At 44.6% G+C, this 18,398-nt stretch carries 14 protein-coding genes and 1 pseudogene; all 15 read right to left on the bottom strand.

Annotated elements, in window-relative coordinates; translation table 11 throughout:
* Window positions 1-173: 173 nt before the first annotated feature.
* Window positions 174-2,147: an ABC-2 transporter permease gene (locus tag BBA02S_RS15555; protein WP_041114192.1), complete on the bottom strand. Its 1,974-nt coding sequence runs from the start codon at window positions 2,145-2,147 to the stop codon at window positions 174-176.
* On the bottom strand, window positions 2,122-3,021 hold the full coding sequence (locus tag BBA02S_RS15550) for an ABC transporter ATP-binding protein (RefSeq protein ID WP_041101134.1): 900 nt from the start codon (window positions 3,019-3,021) through the stop codon (window positions 2,122-2,124). The genes BBA02S_RS15555 and BBA02S_RS15550 overlap by 26 nt, the downstream gene beginning before the upstream one ends.
* The gene (locus BBA02S_RS15545; RefSeq protein WP_041114191.1) at window positions 3,008-3,400 is read right to left on the bottom strand and encodes a GntR family transcriptional regulator; all 393 of its coding nucleotides are present in this window, start codon (window positions 3,398-3,400) and stop codon (window positions 3,008-3,010) included. Before BBA02S_RS15545 ends, BBA02S_RS15550 begins: the two co-directional genes overlap by 14 nt.
* Before the next feature lie 629 nt (window positions 3,401-4,029).
* On the bottom strand, window positions 4,030-5,199 hold the full coding sequence (locus tag BBA02S_RS15540) for a CamS family sex pheromone protein (protein ID WP_041101130.1): 1,170 nt from the start codon (window positions 5,197-5,199) through the stop codon (window positions 4,030-4,032).
* 12 nt (window positions 5,200-5,211) lie between these two features.
* Complete coding sequence (gene ligA / locus BBA02S_RS15535; RefSeq protein ID WP_041114190.1) at window positions 5,212-7,221, bottom strand: NAD-dependent DNA ligase LigA; 2,010 nt, start codon at window positions 7,219-7,221, stop codon at window positions 5,212-5,214.
* Between the two features lie 17 nt (window positions 7,222-7,238).
* Window positions 7,239-8,792 carry a 3'-5' exonuclease gene (locus tag BBA02S_RS15530; RefSeq protein ID WP_082028259.1) on the bottom strand — a complete coding sequence of 518 codons (1,554 nt, stop codon included), beginning with the start codon at window positions 8,790-8,792 and terminating at the stop codon, window positions 7,239-7,241.
* A gap of 60 nt (window positions 8,793-8,852) precedes the next feature.
* Window positions 8,853-10,655: a group II intron reverse transcriptase/maturase gene (ltrA, locus tag BBA02S_RS15525; protein ID WP_082040264.1), complete on the bottom strand. Its 1,803-nt coding sequence runs from the start codon at window positions 10,653-10,655 to the stop codon at window positions 8,853-8,855.
* Window positions 10,656-10,872: 217 nt separating this feature from the next.
* Complete coding sequence (locus BBA02S_RS21350) at window positions 10,873-11,004, bottom strand: hypothetical protein (RefSeq protein WP_255211760.1); 132 nt, start codon at window positions 11,002-11,004, stop codon at window positions 10,873-10,875.
* A gap of 474 nt (window positions 11,005-11,478) precedes the next feature.
* Window positions 11,479-12,162 (bottom strand): annotated as a pseudogene (locus BBA02S_RS15520) (UvrD-helicase domain-containing protein); the annotation flags it as partial.
* Window positions 12,163-12,197: 35 nt separating this feature from the next.
* Window positions 12,198-12,890, bottom strand: coding sequence for a heptaprenylglyceryl phosphate synthase (gene pcrB / locus BBA02S_RS15515; RefSeq protein WP_041114188.1), 693 nt, complete (start codon window positions 12,888-12,890; stop codon window positions 12,198-12,200).
* Between the two features lie 256 nt (window positions 12,891-13,146).
* Window positions 13,147-13,464: a YerC/YecD family TrpR-related protein gene (locus tag BBA02S_RS15510; RefSeq protein ID WP_041101120.1), complete on the bottom strand. Its 318-nt coding sequence runs from the start codon at window positions 13,462-13,464 to the stop codon at window positions 13,147-13,149.
* A gap of 21 nt (window positions 13,465-13,485) precedes the next feature.
* Window positions 13,486-14,508: a DUF3048 domain-containing protein gene (locus BBA02S_RS15505; RefSeq protein WP_041101118.1), complete on the bottom strand. Its 1,023-nt coding sequence runs from the start codon at window positions 14,506-14,508 to the stop codon at window positions 13,486-13,488.
* Window positions 14,509-14,547: 39 nt separating this feature from the next.
* Window positions 14,548-16,284 (bottom strand): adenine deaminase C-terminal domain-containing protein, encoded by a 1,737-nt coding sequence (locus BBA02S_RS15500; protein WP_041114187.1) that lies wholly within the window; start codon window positions 16,282-16,284, stop codon window positions 14,548-14,550.
* A 305-nt stretch (window positions 16,285-16,589) separates the two neighbouring features.
* Window positions 16,590-16,973 (bottom strand): DUF302 domain-containing protein, encoded by a 384-nt coding sequence (locus BBA02S_RS15495; protein ID WP_041114186.1) that lies wholly within the window; start codon window positions 16,971-16,973, stop codon window positions 16,590-16,592.
* Window positions 16,974-17,110: 137 nt separating this feature from the next.
* Window positions 17,111-18,385 (bottom strand): phosphoribosylamine--glycine ligase, encoded by a 1,275-nt coding sequence (gene purD, locus BBA02S_RS15490; protein ID WP_041114185.1) that lies wholly within the window; start codon window positions 18,383-18,385, stop codon window positions 17,111-17,113.
* Window positions 18,386-18,398 lie beyond the last annotated feature (13 nt).

Below are 18,398 nucleotides of genomic sequence, written 5' to 3'. Positions count from 1 at the left end.
GCTTCTATGTTCGTGGCTGATTAGTTGATCACTGATTGTTATAAAACAGTTAACTTTCTATGTTTGTATTATATAACAGAGATAAAAAAATGGAAACCTTTTTTTCAAACAATTTTAAATTTTCTTTTCGACAAAAAAATAAAAGGCTGCCGAGAAACGCTCGGCAGCCTCTGTTATTCTCTTATTCCCACAGCAGATACTTCTTTATTTCCTCTCCATCTGACGAGCAGCTTCTTGCTGCTGTCTTCGTCACTTAAGTTCGCGGGATCCAGCAGCTTCTTTAATTGAGCAGGATCTTTCACCTGCTGAGCCGGCACCGGGAAATCACCGAGCGGAGATGCTTGATCGACGAAAGAATTTTCATTCATATAATCAATGAACTGCTGGCGGCGTTCTTCCGTATCCGTTGTAAGGATATACGCTTCCAACACTTGTTCAGCTGAGGCAAAGCTGCTGCCTCCCTTAACCTTTTGACGAATATAGTTGACTGTCTGTTCCTGCCCAAGGTAAATGGGTACCGATAGCATTTCCCCGTCGGTAAACCAGACCTGCACTTCGCCAACATATGAAAAGTCATACTCTTTAAACTGAGGCGACGTTTCATTTAAAGCATCGTTCTTCATCATTTGGAGCAAATCCATCATTTCTTTCTGCTCTGTCACCCGGAGCTGTCTTGTGGCTTGAGTTTCAACGACCGTTAAATAACTAATTTTTTCAGGCCGGGAAATCGTAAACAGCGGATTAGACTTTCTTTTAAACTCCGGATTATTTCTTATTTCTTCTGTTATCCCAGCTAATTGTTTCGATTCGACATAATAATGGCGCTGCACTTGGCTGCCGTCCTTCAGCTTATACTTAATTCCGACTGGGTACCCTCGCTGCCTGGACGGCTTTCCTTTCTTCACCAGCTGTTTATGAAGGGAGATCGCTTGCTGGATCGATTCTCTTTCCTTCAGTTCCCCTGTCATCGCTTTATCTATGGCAACAGAATCAGGAATATACGATGCATTGTCAAAGAAATGATCTCCGATATAGACGGATGTAACCTCGTTTTCTTCAGGAACTTTCTTCTCATATATATTGGCAAAGATAACTGTTGGCACAAGTAAAACAAGGAGGGCAGCGATATAAAGAACGAACCCTTTCCATGGCCATGCGAGGCGCAAGGTTTTCTGAACGATCATTTGCATAATCGTATAGCCGGCAAAAGCTCCAATGAGACAGCCAAACATCGTCCAGCCAAACGCTCCATCCAAAAATTCTGCAAAGTACAGCCCGCCAGTGAGCATCGCCATCAGCGTCAGGCTAAAGATAAATAAAGAGCGGAAAAACGGAAAAGCAATCGTCTCATCTACGGCTTCCGCCGGTCTGATTTTATAAACAAAATACGAAACGGCGACAAGCACGACAATCAGTGCGATATAAAGAGTCAGCTCTAAGCCGCTGAAGGGCTTGTTCTCAATCAAAGAGCCCCTTATCAGGAAAATTCCTTCTTGAAATACATTTTCTATATAAGCATCAGCAGCCAGACCGTTCACAAAAAAACGGGCATTCGACAAAACCAGCATAATGAGCGCCCCCGGCAAAATGAAAATACCGTAAGCCATCACTCCTTGCAGCAGCGTAGAGCCGATAAATAAACCAACGAAAACCGTTACTGCAAACAACAGCAGAATAATGACCAGTGAAAGGCCCATCCAGCTAAAGACATCACTGATTGTGTAAAGCGGCAGCTTAATAAACGGCCGGATCAGCAGCATCACTATTCCATTTAACACAACCGGAAGGGTCAGAGCTGCACCGCCCGCTGCGTATACATGAGTCAATAAAGTTTCCCGCTTAAATGGCAGGCTGTTCATAAAATCGGACGAGCCTTTTTTCGTCATGTAGCTTGTTAAGACCAAGCCGGTAATAACAGGAAAGACAAGGAAAGTCACGTACTGAAACCCATAAAAGAAATGAAGCAGTCCATTTTTCCCTTTAGCAGGCAAAAGCTCCTCCGGCGTCTCCGTATTCAAGAAAACCATCCACATGCCGAGCGGCAGAATGATTAAGAGTGCCAATACAAAAAAGATGCTGATCCATAAAACAGAGCGGACATGCTGCTGAAACAGCCCCTTATTAAACGATAAGATTCCGGATTTCATAGCCGACACTCCCCATTTCATACGTAAATATCTCTTCAAGCGTCAGCGGCAGGATATCGAAAATAGCCGGTTCAAATGATTGAACATGCCGTTCGATGTCCTCCTCCTGTCCGCGGACGATGCAAATAAACACGCGGCCCCGTTTTTCATAATGAAGAAGATTCAAGCCGTCCAAGAACGACTGGTCAGGCACTTGCCGGAAAGCCACCTGCACCTTGCAAATATCCGTCTTTAATTCTTCTAATTCACGTTCAAACAACAGACCGCCTTTATGCATAATACCGACACTGTCACAAAAGTCCTCCATCTCGCGAAGGTTGTGGGAGGAGACAATCACTGTCATTTCCCGCTCGCTTACATCTTGGATCAAGAGGTTCTTTACTTGCTGGCGCACAACCGGATCAAGACCGTCAAATGGTTCATCAAGCACAAGCACGTCCGGCATCGCTGATAAAGTTAAGATAAAGGCCGCCTGCCGCTGCATCCCTTTAGACATCCGTGAAAGCTTGGCATGCGGGTCCAGAGCGAAATGCTCATACAGCTGAACGAAGCGCCGGTCATTCCAGCGTGTGTACACCGCTTTATAAAAGGCTGCCATCTGCATCAGCGTCGATTGCTGAAAGAAATAGGGCTGATCCGGGATAAATATTGTTCGTTCCTTCACCTCCGGCTGCTCATAGACGGCTGCTTCCCCAATTTTTGCTGCTCCCTTATCTGGCCGCATGATTCCGGTAATAATTTTTAAAAAGGTCGTCTTTCCAGCCCCATTGGAGCCAAGCAGCCCGTAGATAGATCCTTTTTTCACATGAATGGATACATCCTTTACCGCTTCATAGCGGCCGAATCGCTTCGATATGTTTTCAGCTGTAATCATCCTCGCTCCCCCTTTCCGGCTCATCCATCGTTTCGATCAAACGAATAACATCCTCTTTTGATACGCCTAAAAATAAAATCTCGCCTACAACCCTCTCCAGTTCCTTCTTCAGCACCATCATCCGCTCCTCGCTGATTTCTTTTTTTACAGGGGCGACAAAGCTTCCCTTGCCCGGGACAGAATAAATATATCCTTCCCGCTCCAATTCGCGGTACGCCTTTTGAATCGTATTAGGATTTATTGTCAAATCCTGAGCCAGTGACCGTACAGACGGCAGCTTTTCGTCTTCCTTCCACACTTCGCGAATGATCAGTTCCTTTAACTTACTCATCAGCTGCTCATAAATCGGCACACGGCTCCTCGTATCAATCGTAAACATCGCTTCGCTTCCTTTCGGCAAACCGTATTAACTGTATTAATATTTATAATACAGTTTTCAGGAAATATCAACCTTTTTTAAATAAATTTAAAAACAGCAGCCGAATTTAACGTTTTCGTCCCTTTGCATCAAAAATTCTCTTTATCTTTCCATGGTCTTGGCTGCAAAGCTGAGCCAATCCATCCGTCACAAAAAATGGTATAATTTGAAAAAAAGAAGATATAGGAGTGAGTGTATGGGATTCCTCGTTATAGCGATCCTATTAGTTTATTTATTTGACTTCACAAAACTGAGAAAGCAAAATCAAATGATAATTGAACAAAATGAAAAAATGATTTCCCTTCTGGAGGAAATCAAAAATAAATGAACGGCCTTTTCATAACAGAGGTGTTTGTTAGACTTCAAGAGTTCAGAGAGAATGGCAAACGGCTCTAAATCTATAATTCAAGTCTTCTCAGATCTCTTCCAGACCTAGCCGGCTACTGCTCCCAGACATCGGCTTGCAAACAGGGAGATGGAACTAACGATCCTCCGCCCGCGTTCGCAGGCAACAAAAAAAACCGCAGGCAAACTCGATTTCCATTCAAGTTTGCCTGCGGTCTGAAGCAGGGTCTGTCCCCTCTTTTCAGTTACTCATATATATGCACTTGCGGTTCTTTCTCGTTCGCTTTTTTCACAATCAACGCTTCTGGCCCATTGACTGAGGAAATCGTTAACTCGATTGGGATATAGGCCGGGAAGTGATCCATCACTAGCCCTGTCACATACTGTGTAAAGCCAATGGCCTCGGCTTTTCCGTAAAATTGAATAGGGATTTTGATTTTCAAGTCAACAAGCTCTTCTCCATTATAGAGAGCGGTACCGACAACGCCATTATAGTTTTTGAATTCCTTCTCCAAATCCTGCTTGAAGTTCAAAAAGTAGGTCATATCATCCCTATGGTCTTTTTCCGCTTCAGGCGATGGGAACAGGTAATATTTCTCCTTCACCTTCTCCCATCCTCTAATGTCGCTTTCATCGGCATCAAGATGGGTATAAGCGATAAAATTGCCGGGCACAACTGAGTTTTTCGGCGCCTGCTTAAATAAAGCAATCGTGACAGGCACATCCTTTAACCCTTTTGTTTGCCGGACTCGTTTGGCTACCTCTTCCGCTATTTTCTTCCCTTCCTGCTCAACGACTTCATCGGCCAGTTTATTTTCATATACCGCCCCGTATTTCTCTTTCGTGTAATAATGCACTGAGTTCAAAGCCAGGCCGATAACCGCTCCCGATAACTGCAAGGAATTGTTTTCTGTTTTAGTTAAATAATCGTGCTCCATAATATGCGACAAATAAATCGGACTCTTTTTATTCCGCTGCTCCACAGAGCCTTTTTCATCATCTATCGGATTCAGCCCCAGGTTCTCTTCCGGCTTCAGTTCTTTTTTCTTGAGCTGTTCATCGGTATACTTCCGCTTCAGCCACGCTTTGATGACATCTCCATCTAACATTTGCCCTTCTTGGAACAAATAATTCTTCGGAGAAAAATTGTCCTGGGCAATTCTCATTAACCCCGTTTCAAACTCTACAATGTCATAGCGTGTATTCAGATTAGAGACCACCATTCCCCTTGCCTTTCCCGGCTTAAAGGGGATGATCGTCCGGTAAAAATTCTCAGAAACTTGGTAGTTGGGAATAATCGCTTTCTCCTGCTTCCCGTCTCCCCGGATCACTTCTTCTTTCTTCTCTAATTTCGGCGCGCACCCACTCACAAGAAGTATCGCTGCAAGGGCCGCCGAAAAAATTTTTTTATTCAAAAGAGCCACCTCTTACTTATTAAGTTCATCTAACAGCTTTTGTTCATCCCATACGTCGATCCCTAACTGCAACGCTTTCTCCAACTTCGATCCTGCTTCTTCACCGGCAACGACGAGATCGGTGTTTTTGCTGACGCTGCCAGCTACTTTTCCGCCGAGCGCTTCAATCTGCTCCTTCGCCTCATTGCGGGTCAGTTCATGAAGCTTCCCGGTTAAAACCACTGTTTTTCCGGCAAAAAATGAATCAGATGCCTCTACAGCCGCAAGCTTTGGCCCCTTATAAGCCATATTTACTCCTGCAGCCTGCAACTTGGCAATCAATTCACTGACATTCGGCTGATTGAAATAGGTGACAATTGCTTCCGCCATCTTGCCGCCGATTTCATGAATAGCTGTTAACTGTTCAGCCTCCGCCTCGGCCAGTGCCTGCATCGTTTCAAAGTGCTGGGCCAGTGTTTTTGCCGCCTTGGCGCCGACATGGCGAATGCCGAGGCCGAACAATAACTTCTCGAGCGAATTTTCTTTCGAGGCTTCAATGGCCTTCAGCAGATTATCTGCGGACTTTTCCCCCATTCGCTCAAGCTGAATCAGCTGCTCCTTGTTGAGACTGTATAAATCAGACACATCGTGCACGAGACCGCTTCTATACAGCTGGGCTACCACCTTTTCCCCTAAACCGTCAATATTCATCGCATTGCGGGAAACGAAGTGGATCATGCCTTCCCGTATTTGCGCAGGACACTGCGGGTCGATGCAGCGGAGCGCCACTTCTCCTTCCAGACGGACGAGTTCGCTGTTGCATTCCGGGCAGTGTGTCGGCATATGAAACTCTTCTTCCTCGCCTGTCCGCCTGTCCGCAATCACGTTCACCACTTCAGGAATGATATCGCCCGCTTTTTTGATGACGACAAAATCACCAATTTTAATATCCTTTTCCCTAATTAAATCTTCATTGTGCAATGTCGCTCTTTGTACAGTTGTCCCGGCCACTTTTACCGGCTGCAGCAAAGCGGTTGGCGTGACGACGCCGGTCCGGCCTACACTTAATGTGATGCCTGTTAGTTTCGTTACCACTTCCTCGGCCGGAAACTTAAAAGCAATTGCCCAACGAGGACTTTTCGCCGTTGCCCCCATTTCTTTTTGCTGTGCCAGCGCATTTACCTTGATAACAATGCCGTCAATTTCATAAGGCAACTTTGGCCGCTTCTCTCCCCAGCCGCTGACATAGCGGATCACCTCATCAATCGTACGGCACACTGTTCTCTCTTGGTTCGTCTTAAAACCTAATTGATCGAGCATCTCCAAGCTTTCACTGTGGGTTTTCACCCCTATTCCTTCTGCTTCAGCCACTCCATAGAGAAAAATATCCAAGTTGCGGGAAGCTGCAATGCGGGGATCGAGCTGACGCAAAGATCCCGCCGCTGCATTGCGCGGATTAGCAAACGGTTCCTCTCCTTTTTCATCACGAATAGCGTTTAAGGCAATAAAAGATTGCTTCGGCATAAAGGCTTCACCGCGCACTTCCATTGTCAGCGGCTCTTTGATTCGAAGAGGAATGGAACGGATCGTTCTCAAGTTGGCGGAAATGTCCTCACCGACCGCTCCATCTCCTCGTGTAGATCCCTGAACAAACAAACCATCTTCATATTTTAACGAAACCGCCAGTCCATCAATTTTCAATTCACATACATAGGAATAGCTGTTTTCATCAAGGACCTGGCTCACACGGCGGTCAAAGTCCCGTAAATCCTCTTCATTGAACGCATTGGCTAAACTGAGCATCGGCACATTATGCCGCACTTTTTTAAAAGCGTCCAGCACTTCACCGCCCACACGCTGAGTCGGCGAGTCAGGCGTTTGCAGCTCCGGAAACTGCTCCTCCAGCTTGAGCAGCTCCTGCGTCAAGCGGTCATACTCCGAGTCAGGAACAGACGGCTGGTCCAGCACGTAATATTCATAATTATACTGATTTAATAGATTATGAAGCTCCTGTGCTCTCTTTTCAGCAGCTTGCAAGTCCATATTGACCACTCCTTCATTTACGCTTTTTCAATTGGGGCAAAAGCCGCTAAAAGGCGCTTAATCCCAATGGGGCTTGGGAAGGCGATATCTAACTCGATGCTATCTCCGCTGCCTTTTACACTAACCACCGTTCCTGTCCCCCATTTCTTATGGGTTGCTTTATCGCCGACTTTCCAATCGCTGTTTGTATTGGCCGTCTTGATTTGCGGCCGTGTCACCGGGCGGCGGGACGGCGGTGTTTTTAATCCGAAGGACGTATTGACCTTTCTGTCTGCTGCCAGATCATCAATTAAATCCGCCGGAATTTCGCCAATAAACCGGGAAACAGGGTTCATGCTTGTCCGTCCGTATAATGTCCTCATTTGAGCGTTCGTTAAATAGAGCTCTTCTTCTGCCCTTGTGATCCCAACGTAGGCTAAACGCCGTTCTTCTTCCATTTCATTTTCATCCATCAAAGAGCGGCTGTGCGGAAAGACGCCTTCTTCCATTCCCATTAAAAAGACAACCGGAAACTCTAAACCCTTGGCAGCATGGAGAGTCATCAATACCACTGCATCCTGCACCTTTTCCTCTTTGCCTACTTCATCAATATCTGCAATAAGGGCCAGGTCGGTCAGAAAGGCTACTAAGCTTTTGTCTTCACTATTATCTTCAAAGCTCTTTGTCACTGAAAGAAACTCTTCGATGTTTTCCAGCCGGCTTTGCGATTCAATCGTCTTTTCCGCTAGCAGCATATCACGGTAACCTGTGCGCTCCAGCACCTCTTCCACTAACTCAGAAACCGATAAGTACTCCTGCTGCTGGGTATATGTTTCAATTAAGCGCCGGAATTCCAAGGCCGTCTTTGCTGCCTTGCCGCTTAGACCGATAAAGTCAGCCTCTGCCAAGGCTTCATACATCGTCAAATCATTTTCTTGCGCATACCGTGATATTTTATCAAGAGACGTCGAGCCAAGTCCACGTTTTGGCACGTTAATAACCCGCTGCAAGCTGATATCGTCAGCCGGATTAGCAATGAGCCGCAAATAGGCGAGCAAGTCTTTAATCTCTTTGCGGTCATAGAACTTGATGCCGCCGACAATCGTGTAATCAATATTCGATTTCATCAATATTTCTTCAATCACACGGGATTGGGCATTCGTCCGGTATAACACGGCAATGTCCGAGCATTTTCGCTTTCCGCTGGCCGTCATCTCTTTAATTTTCCCCGCTACAAACTGAGCTTCTGTTTGCTGCGTATCTCCGCGGAAATAGGAAATGTTGCACCCATCCGCATTTTCTGTCCATAAGTTCTTCGGCTTGCGGTTGAAGTTATTTTTAATAACCTCGTTCGCCGCATGCAAGATCCGCTTCGTTGACCGGTAATTCTGCTCAAGAAAAATCGCCCGCGATTGCGGGTAATCCTTCTCAAATGAGAGGATGTTTGCAATATCCGCCCCGCGCCAGCCATATACACTTTGATCGGAATCCCCGACAACACACAAGTTTTGAAAACGGCTGGCCAACAGCTTCACTAACATGTATTGTGCTCTATTCGGTTGCGATAGGTAAGACTTTGAAATCATCTCCATCTTTTCCCCCGCTTAGCACCGTACGTGAGACTTTCACCTCATACGGCGCCCCATCAACTACTAGCTCGCTACATTATCAATTACACAGTTCCCCACTTTTTTGCGAAGAGTGTTAACTTTACTCAGCTGCTCCTCATTGAGCTTTAAGATGTTGAGGTACTTGCTAATAGTTCTTTCATTTACCGCATGGATAAGTTTATGGACTTCCTTACATACAAATATAAGGTTTTGATAAGTATCCTTACCGCCCATTTTTCTTGGCTTCTTGTGATGGAGTTCCATTTCTCCGATGACTAACGCTCTACTGGTTATAGCACATTTTCCAAGTTGAGCGATATATTTTGACAGTCGATTATCGTTATACTCCATACTTTCACTTCTGATTGGATTCTCCATCAAGTAATGCACCATAAAGGATGGTACAGCTTCTTGGCTGTTGTGAACCAAGACTCTTCCATCTGCGGTATATGAATTTTTCTCCTGAGTGAAGTTCAAAGGGCTTTTATGCTTTACTCCATCTATTGGGAATAAAATCATTCCACAAGCAAAGATTTTCTTTTTATTCAGATAATCTTTATATGCTTTTTGAAAGAACGGAGTAATACACCCCTTGTTGCTCTTTACTTTTTTAAGTTTGTTATACAGGATTCGCTTGACTGAGTAAGAAATTTCACTGAAATCCTTGGCAGTGTGAGTCGCATAACGATAATAATTGCGGATTCCCAAGATGGTCGAATTAAATTTAGTCACTTCAGCTTTACTCTGATTCCTGCGAATAGATTCAGCTTTCGCTTTAATTTTCTCGATCACCTTGCGTCTTGAATTATCCGACATATGCGATTTAACAACACGCTTTTTCCCTTTTTGAACTACTTTGAATTTAAACCCAAGAAACTCTGAGTAGTTCTTGCGCAAGTTGACGACTCTCGATTTTTCATGGCTGATTTCAAGGCCTAACCTTTCGCTTAACCACTTCTTAACAGCTTCAAATACAATAAATGCTGTTTTGTGGTTTCTACAAAAGATTTTAAAGTCATCTGCATATCTTACGATAAACATTTCCTTTAATTTGGTATACCTTTTAAGGGTTGCGTATTTTACCGTTTGGTCAAATCGCTGTTTTCCACCGATTACACGCATTTTTGTGTGATCCTTCCTCGTTTTAAATGTTTCCCACTGATTGCTGATCCACCAGTCGAATTCATTCAATACAACGTTTGAAAGTAAGGGAGAAATAATTCCTCCTTGTGGCGTTTCCTTTGCAGGCTTTCCAATGCCTTTAATTTCAGCTTTAAGCAATTTGCTAATAATCGAAAGTATTCGTTTATCCCTAATTCCTATCGTCCATAGTTGTTTAAGCAGCTTGCCATGGTCTACGTTATCGAAGAAACCTTTAATATCAACATCTACTACATAATGTAATTTGTTTTTGTTAGCCAATGTTACAGCCCTTGAATATGCGTGGATTTGACTCCGATGAGGTCGAAATCCATAGCTATGTTTATGAAAGCGAGCTTCGCATATAGGTTCAAGAACTTGTAATAAGCATTGCTGAATAAGTCTGTCTTCGATAGTGGGAATTCCTAATGGTCGAATATCACCACTTGGTTTAGGGATTTCCTTGCGCTTTACTCTATGAGGTTTATAATCCTCTAAGCGATTTTTGACGTATTGTACAAGCGTATCAGGGCTCCTGAGTCCGATTGCGAATATAGTGTGGTGGTTCACTCCCGCCGACTTACTTCCCTTGTTTTTCTTTATGTTTCGGAAAGCAAGTTTGACATTGGCTGGGTGAACGACTAATTCATATAACTTACTAAAAGTTTTTCCTTCCGAACTTAGCTGATATAGCTTGTCAAACATGTCCTGCGTGTTGTAATACTCATTGTTTCTCAGCTTTTGACGTTTTAACTTCTTCGGCTTTGCATGGTTTTCAGTCAATTACTCACCTCTTTACATCCCCAAATTGGGTCTGTAATTTCAGCTTTCATTTCTCTTAGTCATACTCGAACCTGAAATTCTGTGTTAATAATGTCGTCTTCTAACAGTTGACTGATGGCCATCCCTCCGCTGTTTGTTATCACAGTTTCATTGGTACTATGCCATCACCTTCACCGACATAAAGGAGGTTATACGTATATTCTTTCGAAATATGCGCTTTCCCTGCCACCGTTTCATAGAGTGCAAACTCTCCACGTTGCCGGCTTACCACGTTCCAAGAATCCTATCTATACATACACAATCCGTAGGTGATTCCTCTAGCCCTGTTAGCTGGATGATGCCTATAACATCATAAGGTATTTCATAAAGACAAATTTTACTCTACCTCACTAACCCTTACATGAAGGACTATCCATTTCGAATAGCTATACCTCTAGAGCCGTACATTCGGAATTTCGTCAATAGATGGCTGTGACATCTAATTTCTCACCATAGATTGTCTTGTAGAACCCCGGTCTATCAGCCATACCCTCTGCCCCCAGAGAGCTTTCCTCGTCATAACACGTTAGGATGACCTTCAACCGACTTCACCGAGCTTATAACCCTCAATGTTTTGCACCATTGAACGCTATTCGGAGGATTAGGCGAGCCTTTCAGGGCGTTACCCCTTCATTCGACTCTTCGGATTCTTAGTTCTCCTAGCATTGATGCTAGTGGCTAATCTTTTCAATTAGCAACGTGTCGCACTGTCCTGGTACTCATCGATATGAATATATTGAAATTTGCGCTGATAGAACTCCAGCACTTCCGGAACCCGCTGAAATAGCTGGATCGTTATCATAATCAAATCGTCGAAGTCGAGCGCCTGGTTCTTCTTCAGGCGTTTTTGATACTCCGTATAGACTTCAGCCACTATTTGTTCCATATAGCCGCCTTGGCGCTTGCTGAAGGTTTCCGGATCAATCAGTTCGTTTTTCGCCGAGCTGATCGTTGCCAAAATGCCGCGCGGATCAAACTTTTTCGGATCGAGGTTCTTCTCCTTCAATATCCCTTTAATCACCGATTGCTGATCTGTTGTATCTAAAATCGTAAAGTTGCGATTATAGCCGATCCGGTCAATATCCCGCCGCAATATGCGGACACAAGCAGAGTGAAAGGTGGAAATCCATACTTCTTCCGCCGCTCCGCCAAGCAAAGCACTAATCCGGTCCTTCATTTCCCGTGCCGCTTTATTAGTAAATGTAATGGCCAGAATGTTATACGGATTCACCCGTTTTTCTACCATCAAGTAGGCAATGCGGTGCGTCAGCACTCTCGTCTTCCCAGATCCCGCGCCTGCCATGATGAGCAGCGGTCCTTCCGTTGCTTTAACCGCTTCCTGCTGCTGCTCATTCAAACCTGTTAATAGCTTTTCTGTTAAAAATTGCATTCTACTCTCACCGCCTATTAGAACATTCGTTCTTATTATATCTCATTTTTCACCGCTGCAACGGTTTGAAGTGCTTGCTTTAAATTTTCATATACAGCATTACCTACCACAACGATATCTGCATGTTGGGCAATTTCTCTTGCCTGTTCAGGCCCGCTAATGCCGCCGCCATACACAAATACTGTTTTATCCAGCGTGTCGCGCACGGCTTTTACGGCTGTGATATCCCCATAGGTTCCGCTGTATTCTAAATAAAACAAAGGCAGCTGAAACATTTTTTCAGCCATCATCGCATACGCTGTGATGTCCTCTATATCAAGCTGAGCATTTGCTGCCGTTAGCGCTGCCGCTTTGCAATCCGGATTGGCAATACAGTAGCCTTCCATATAAATCTCTTCCCAATCCATCAGCTCTCCGTATTCCTTCACTGCTTGATGATGGAGGCCAGTTACCCACTCAACGCTGCTGCTGTTTAATACCATTGGGATAAAATAAAGGTCAAATCCCGGTGTAATCGATTCAATCGTTGATATTTCCAATGCACAAGGAACCGTGTAACGACGGACACGCGCCATTAAATTTAATACATTTTCCAAGGTCACGCCATCGCTGCCGCCGATCATAATTGCATCTGTTCCCGACTCGCATATCTGCTCAAGGGCTACATCATCTATCTCCTTATTTGGATCTAACTTAAACACATGACGCCATTCACGCACATCATACATCTAGCAATTTCCTCCATTCTTTTGGCTGTGCCGGCTGCCCTTCGGCAAATTGGCACCCCATCATTATAACATTTGTTTCCCTATGCTAAAACAAAGGTCTGCCCCTCACCGCATCCGTACATAAAGGCGATGGAGGGCAGACCCTGTTCTATTTTAGCTCTGTTAATTAACGGCATTAATTTCAGTTTTTGTTTTCAACAAGCGCTGAAGGCAAGAAATCAACAATTAACGTTATACTTTTATACAGCTAGTCCTCTTAGGGCTGCTGTTCTTTTAAGACCTGCTTTTCCTTCAAGCGGTCCAAAACAAGCTGATACGCATCATTTCCGTAGTTAAGACAGCGTTTGACCCGTGAAATGGTAGCAGTGGAGGCACCTGTCCCGCTCTCAATTTTATGATAGGTTTTTCCTTCTTTAAGCATGCGGGCTACTTCTAAACGCTGAGCCAGAGACTGAATTTCGTTTACCGTGCAAAGATCATCGAAAAATAAATAACATTCTTCTAAATCGCGAAGTGAAAGAACCGCTTCAAACAATTGGTCCAATTCTCTTCCACGCAGCTTCTCAATTTGCATATTAAGCGTCAAACCCCTTTTTTAGTTATTTCTCAAAGCTACCATCTTATCTAACCCTTTAGAAGCAGGAATAATGTTAATCCACGTTTTCCCTTTCACAAATCCCATCGGTGCGCCATCTTTAAAAGGTAAAATCCGACCGTCCACATTCGACCATTCAGCCGTGTGAACGACCCCGTTTTGAAGAAGGTAGGCATTTCCGCCTGAAGAAAGATTAATATCCAGGCGGCCCTCTCCATCTGTTACACGGTGTTCGGCCTCAATGATAAATACATTATTCGCCCTGATTGCTTCTTTTGTTTTCCGATCAAATTGCTGTTCTTCCCCAACAAACCGTTCATAGCTCTTCTTGTCCGGATCATATTTATACTCCACCTGAAAAGCAGGCTTGGTCGAATAATTCACCTGAACAGACGATGCGTTCTGTCCGGCATCCGCTACGGCATCTGAGGACTTGAGAAAGTTTAGCCGGTCCGGCATTTCTTCCATCCCGTATCCTTTTTCTTCGGCCTTCTCCTGCACCTTATCAAATTGAACATAAGAATTATGCGGTGCCTTGCGGGAAGCGTCCCTTTCAAAAATCGTTCCATCGTGCTGAATGCCGTTGATTTGATCGACCTCTCCGCTAAATAGCCGCTCTTTTGCCTCCGGACTGTATCCATGAGCAATGAATAAGCTGTCATAGCCTTCAGCCAGATCAATAAAGTAATCTCGTGCACTGCGGACCGGGCCCGCCTCCTTAGGCTGTTCACTTTGATAAATTGCGAGAAACCTTGTCATGTTTCCTTCGACGAGTACTTCATAGACAATATCCGCCTCAGCCAGGCCGGTTTGCGGCCGGGCTTGAGGATGATTATTCATGACAACAGCAATTGAGCGCTGTTCAGGCCGTTCGTTTGTCTGTTTCCCCGTTAACGGAAACGTGTAATGTTGTCCCTTTGCTTCTTGCCCGCTGTCTTTTTCTACTTTCGTCTCTTTTTCTCCCCAGCAGCCGCCCATAAGCAAAGCGCCTGTTAATAAGGCAAGTATGGTCAATTTTCTCATACATAAACTCCCATATATCTTTCTCTATACTTTACTATTTTAACGCATTATTGTCGGAAAGAGTACCGTTTTCTTCATCACGTCATACATTCCTCGCGGAGTAATGCGAATATACGGCAGATGCGTCGATGACAAAAATAACAATGTATACAGCGGATCGTTATATAAGTAGCCCCGTTCCGTCAACAGTTCCTTCAGCTTTTCCTCTTTATCCATAATTTCCTCAAAAGGCTTCGTCGACATAATACCTGAAAGCGCGAGCGGAATTTCATAAATGACTTTTTCCCCTTCCGCTAAGACAATGCCGCCGCCGATTTCCTTCATCCGGTTAAACGCACGTTCCATCTCCCGCTTGCATTTTCCAATCAGAAGAATGTCCCCTGTGTTGGAGAAAGAAGAGGCAAGCCCTTCCACCTTGGAAGTAAACCCTTTAAGAGTTGTGTTCACCCGCCACTTTCCTTGGCGGTCGAGCAGCACCAGGAAACTTTCATCGTCTGTAGTCGCTATTTCCTCCGCTGACATATCCCTTTCAAGAGAGTACGGCTTAGTAATCACATTATTGACAAGCTCTATGCCAAAGGGCATGGAGAATTGCAAATCTTCTTCTTTCAGGCTATAATCCAATTTCAGCGGCCCAAATCCAAATTTTTCCCACTGGATCTCTGGAAAGGATAAGGTTTCTTTTTCTTTCTTCATCCATTGTCCTCTCGACAGCACAGAAACCGGTGAAGGATGAAACTCGTCTTGCAAAATATTAATGTTAGCGATCCGGCCCGGCGCAATCATGCCATGCAAATGATCCATGCGATAATATCTGGCAACGTTATAGCTGGCCATATGATAAGCACTGATAGGCGGAATGCCATATTCTATAGCCTTAGCAATCATCCAGTCTAGTATGCCCTCTCTATAGAACGAAGGGCTTGCGCCATCTGTTGTGAACATCATCATGTCATATTGATTCAAGCCCATATCCTTCATATCCTGAAGCAGCACTTCCAGATCCGGGCGAATCGATGAGTGACGCAGGGAAACCATATATCCAGCCATCAGCCGCTTATAAATATCCTGTCCGCTCATAGATTCATGGTCGCTGTCTGCTCCAAGCAAAGCCATCTTTGTTAATGTCTTCTCGGAAGCCCCCGGAAAATGGCCTTCAATTCTCTTGCGGAGCCGCTTCGTTTCCTGAATCCAGTGAAGCATCATTTCATCGCCGCCCAACAGCTTCGGCCAGCCGGTCAACTCGCCTCCCTGCACGACTGCATCATGTTCAATCCATGACTTCACAGCTGCGTTGGAAACGACTTCTTCTTCATTCTCCAGCTCAGTCTGTCCGTCATACCGGCACCACCAGTACATGCTGACAGGCAGCGAGCGAAATTCCTCCAGCAAAGAAAACGCTTTCTTTTCTTCTAACGCCAAAAACAACATAAGGTTATCATTGATAGATGTCGTTGTACCAGTTTTCGCAGCATATTCGGCAAAACTTTGCGGATTATAAAGCAAAAATGGATGCACATGCGGTTCAATATAACCTGGAACGAGTGTTTTTCCACTGCAATCATATATTTCGCCTCTATGATTCTCCGGCATCTCTTCTCCCACGTAAACAATCCGGTCTTCATATACCCATATATTAGCTGTCATCCACTGATTAAGCACAGAATGCAAAAAGCGGGCATTCTTTAATACAAGAGTAGGAGAAAGGTCACCGTTTATCACTGCTACATGTTCTCTTAATTGTTTGTTTTTCCATTGATGTCTCTGTTCTAACATCTATCTAAACACCCCTCCTGAAAGGAAGCAATCATCCCGTATTTTAGATTAGTGTCATCTTAACATATTCTATATGTTAAAGCATTAAAGAATTATATTTTTTTTGAACAATATGTGAAAAAATGCGCATACCATTTACTATTATATTTCTCCTTTAAATATGACTCTTGCTTGTTTGTGTTTTTGCTCGTGAATAGAGCAAAAGAAAACAGACCCGGAAGCTTGTCGAGTCTGTTTTCCATCAGCATTCACTTTTCATTCATAGAGTTGTAAATAGCTCCTGAGAAGACGGGTCGCTCTTCTTTTTATTCAACAGCATCAATACAGCCGATCAATCTATTTTCGATCCCTTGAGCCACTTCTTTGAGCTTGTCATTTTCGAGCATGGAAATAAGTGTCGTCGGCTTTGGCATTCCAATTTTCGTCTGTCCGTTTTCTTCATACGCAACAATTTTGCATGGCAAAAAGTAACCGGCCAAGTTTTCCTCTTCCAGCACCTTTTTTGCCTCCTGCGGATTGCATACTTCTAATATGATAAACTTTTTGTCAAAACCCACGCCTTTTTCCTGCAGTTTCTTCTGAATATCAAGTTGCCAAAGCACGCCGAACGTTTCGCCTGTCAAAGCCTCTTCTAATTGGACAATAGCTTCTTCTAAAGGAAGAGAAACTTTCTTTGTATAATGAAACATGTCATTCCGCCTTTCACTTCAATAATCATGGCTGAGCTTTCTTGGCCCAGTCATGATTATTCCTTCCCAAGCGGAGCCTTTCACAAACATCCATTGTGATATAGCGAAAAATAAGGCCGCGCACTGCGGCCTTATTTTTAATTTGCTGATTGGGCGCTCGCAATTGCGCGGCTTCCAATGTCTTTTCTGTAGAAGAAGTGATCTGTTTCAATCTTCGCTATTTTTTTATAGGCTTCTTGTCTCGATTCATGAATGGAAGGGGCAATGCCGGTCACAAGCAGCACCCGTCCCCCATTCGCACAAACCAAACCGGCTTCGTCCTTGAATGTTCCGGCATGCAACACAGCGGAAGGATCAATGTTTTCAAGCCCTTTAATAGGATGGCCTTTTTCGTAGCTTTCGGGATAGCCGTCTGCCGCAAGCACAACGCCAAGCACGGCGTCATCCTTCCATTTAAGCTCCGGATCTTTGCCATCAAGCACATCAAGGAAAACTTGGAGAAGATCGGACTGAAGGCGCGGCAGCACCACTTGCGTTTCCGGGTCGCCGAAACGGGCATTAAATTCAATCGTTTTCGGTCCCTCTTTTGTCAGCATAAGACCAGCAAAAATAATACCGGTAAATGGACGCCCCTCCGCTGCCATTCCTCTGGCAATCGGCAGCAGAATGTCCTGAACAGACTGCTCAATCACATCAGCAGAAATGTGGGGAATCGGTGAATAAGCCCCCATGCCGCCTGTGTTCGGCCCTTCATCATTATCAAAAGCCCGCTTATGGTCTTGGGCTGCTTGCATTGGATAGACGTTCTCTCCGTGAACAAACGCCATTAAGGAAAATTCTTCTCCTTCGAGATATTGCTCAATCACCAACTTCGAAGAAGCTTCTCCAAATTTTTTGGCTACCATCATCTCTTCAAGAGCGGACAGTGCTTCTTCCAGCGTCAAAGCAACAGTCACGCCTTTCCCAGCGGCCAGCCCATCTGCTTTCAGCACAATCGGCGCTCCCTGCTCCTCAATATAAGCTTTTGCTTCTTGGTAATTGTCAAATGCAGCATAACGGGCAGTAGGAATGCTGTATTTTTCCATCATCATCTTAGCAAACGATTTACTGCCTTCAAGCTCTGCCGCTGCCTTATCCGGCCCGTACACCTTTAATCCTTTTTCTTGAAAGTAATCGACGATTCCGGCAGAAAGCGGATTTTCAGGGCCGACTACGGTAAGAGCAACATTTTGGTTCACAGCAAATTCGCTCAGTGCGGCAAAATCCATTTCATCAATCTCCACGATTTCTGCATCCTGGGCGATGCCCGCATTTCCAGGGGCACAAAAAACTGTCTGCACTTGCGGACTTTCCGAAAGCTTTTTGCAAATCGCATGTTCTCTTCCTCCGCGGCCAACAACAAGAACGTTCATTTGTGTTCCTCCC

The sequence above is a fragment of the Bacillus badius NBRC 15713 genome (genome assembly GCF_001591605.1).
GTDB lineage: Bacteria > Bacillota > Bacilli > Bacillales > Domibacillaceae > Pseudobacillus > Pseudobacillus badius.
This window is presented reverse-complemented; position numbering and strand designations above follow the sequence as displayed.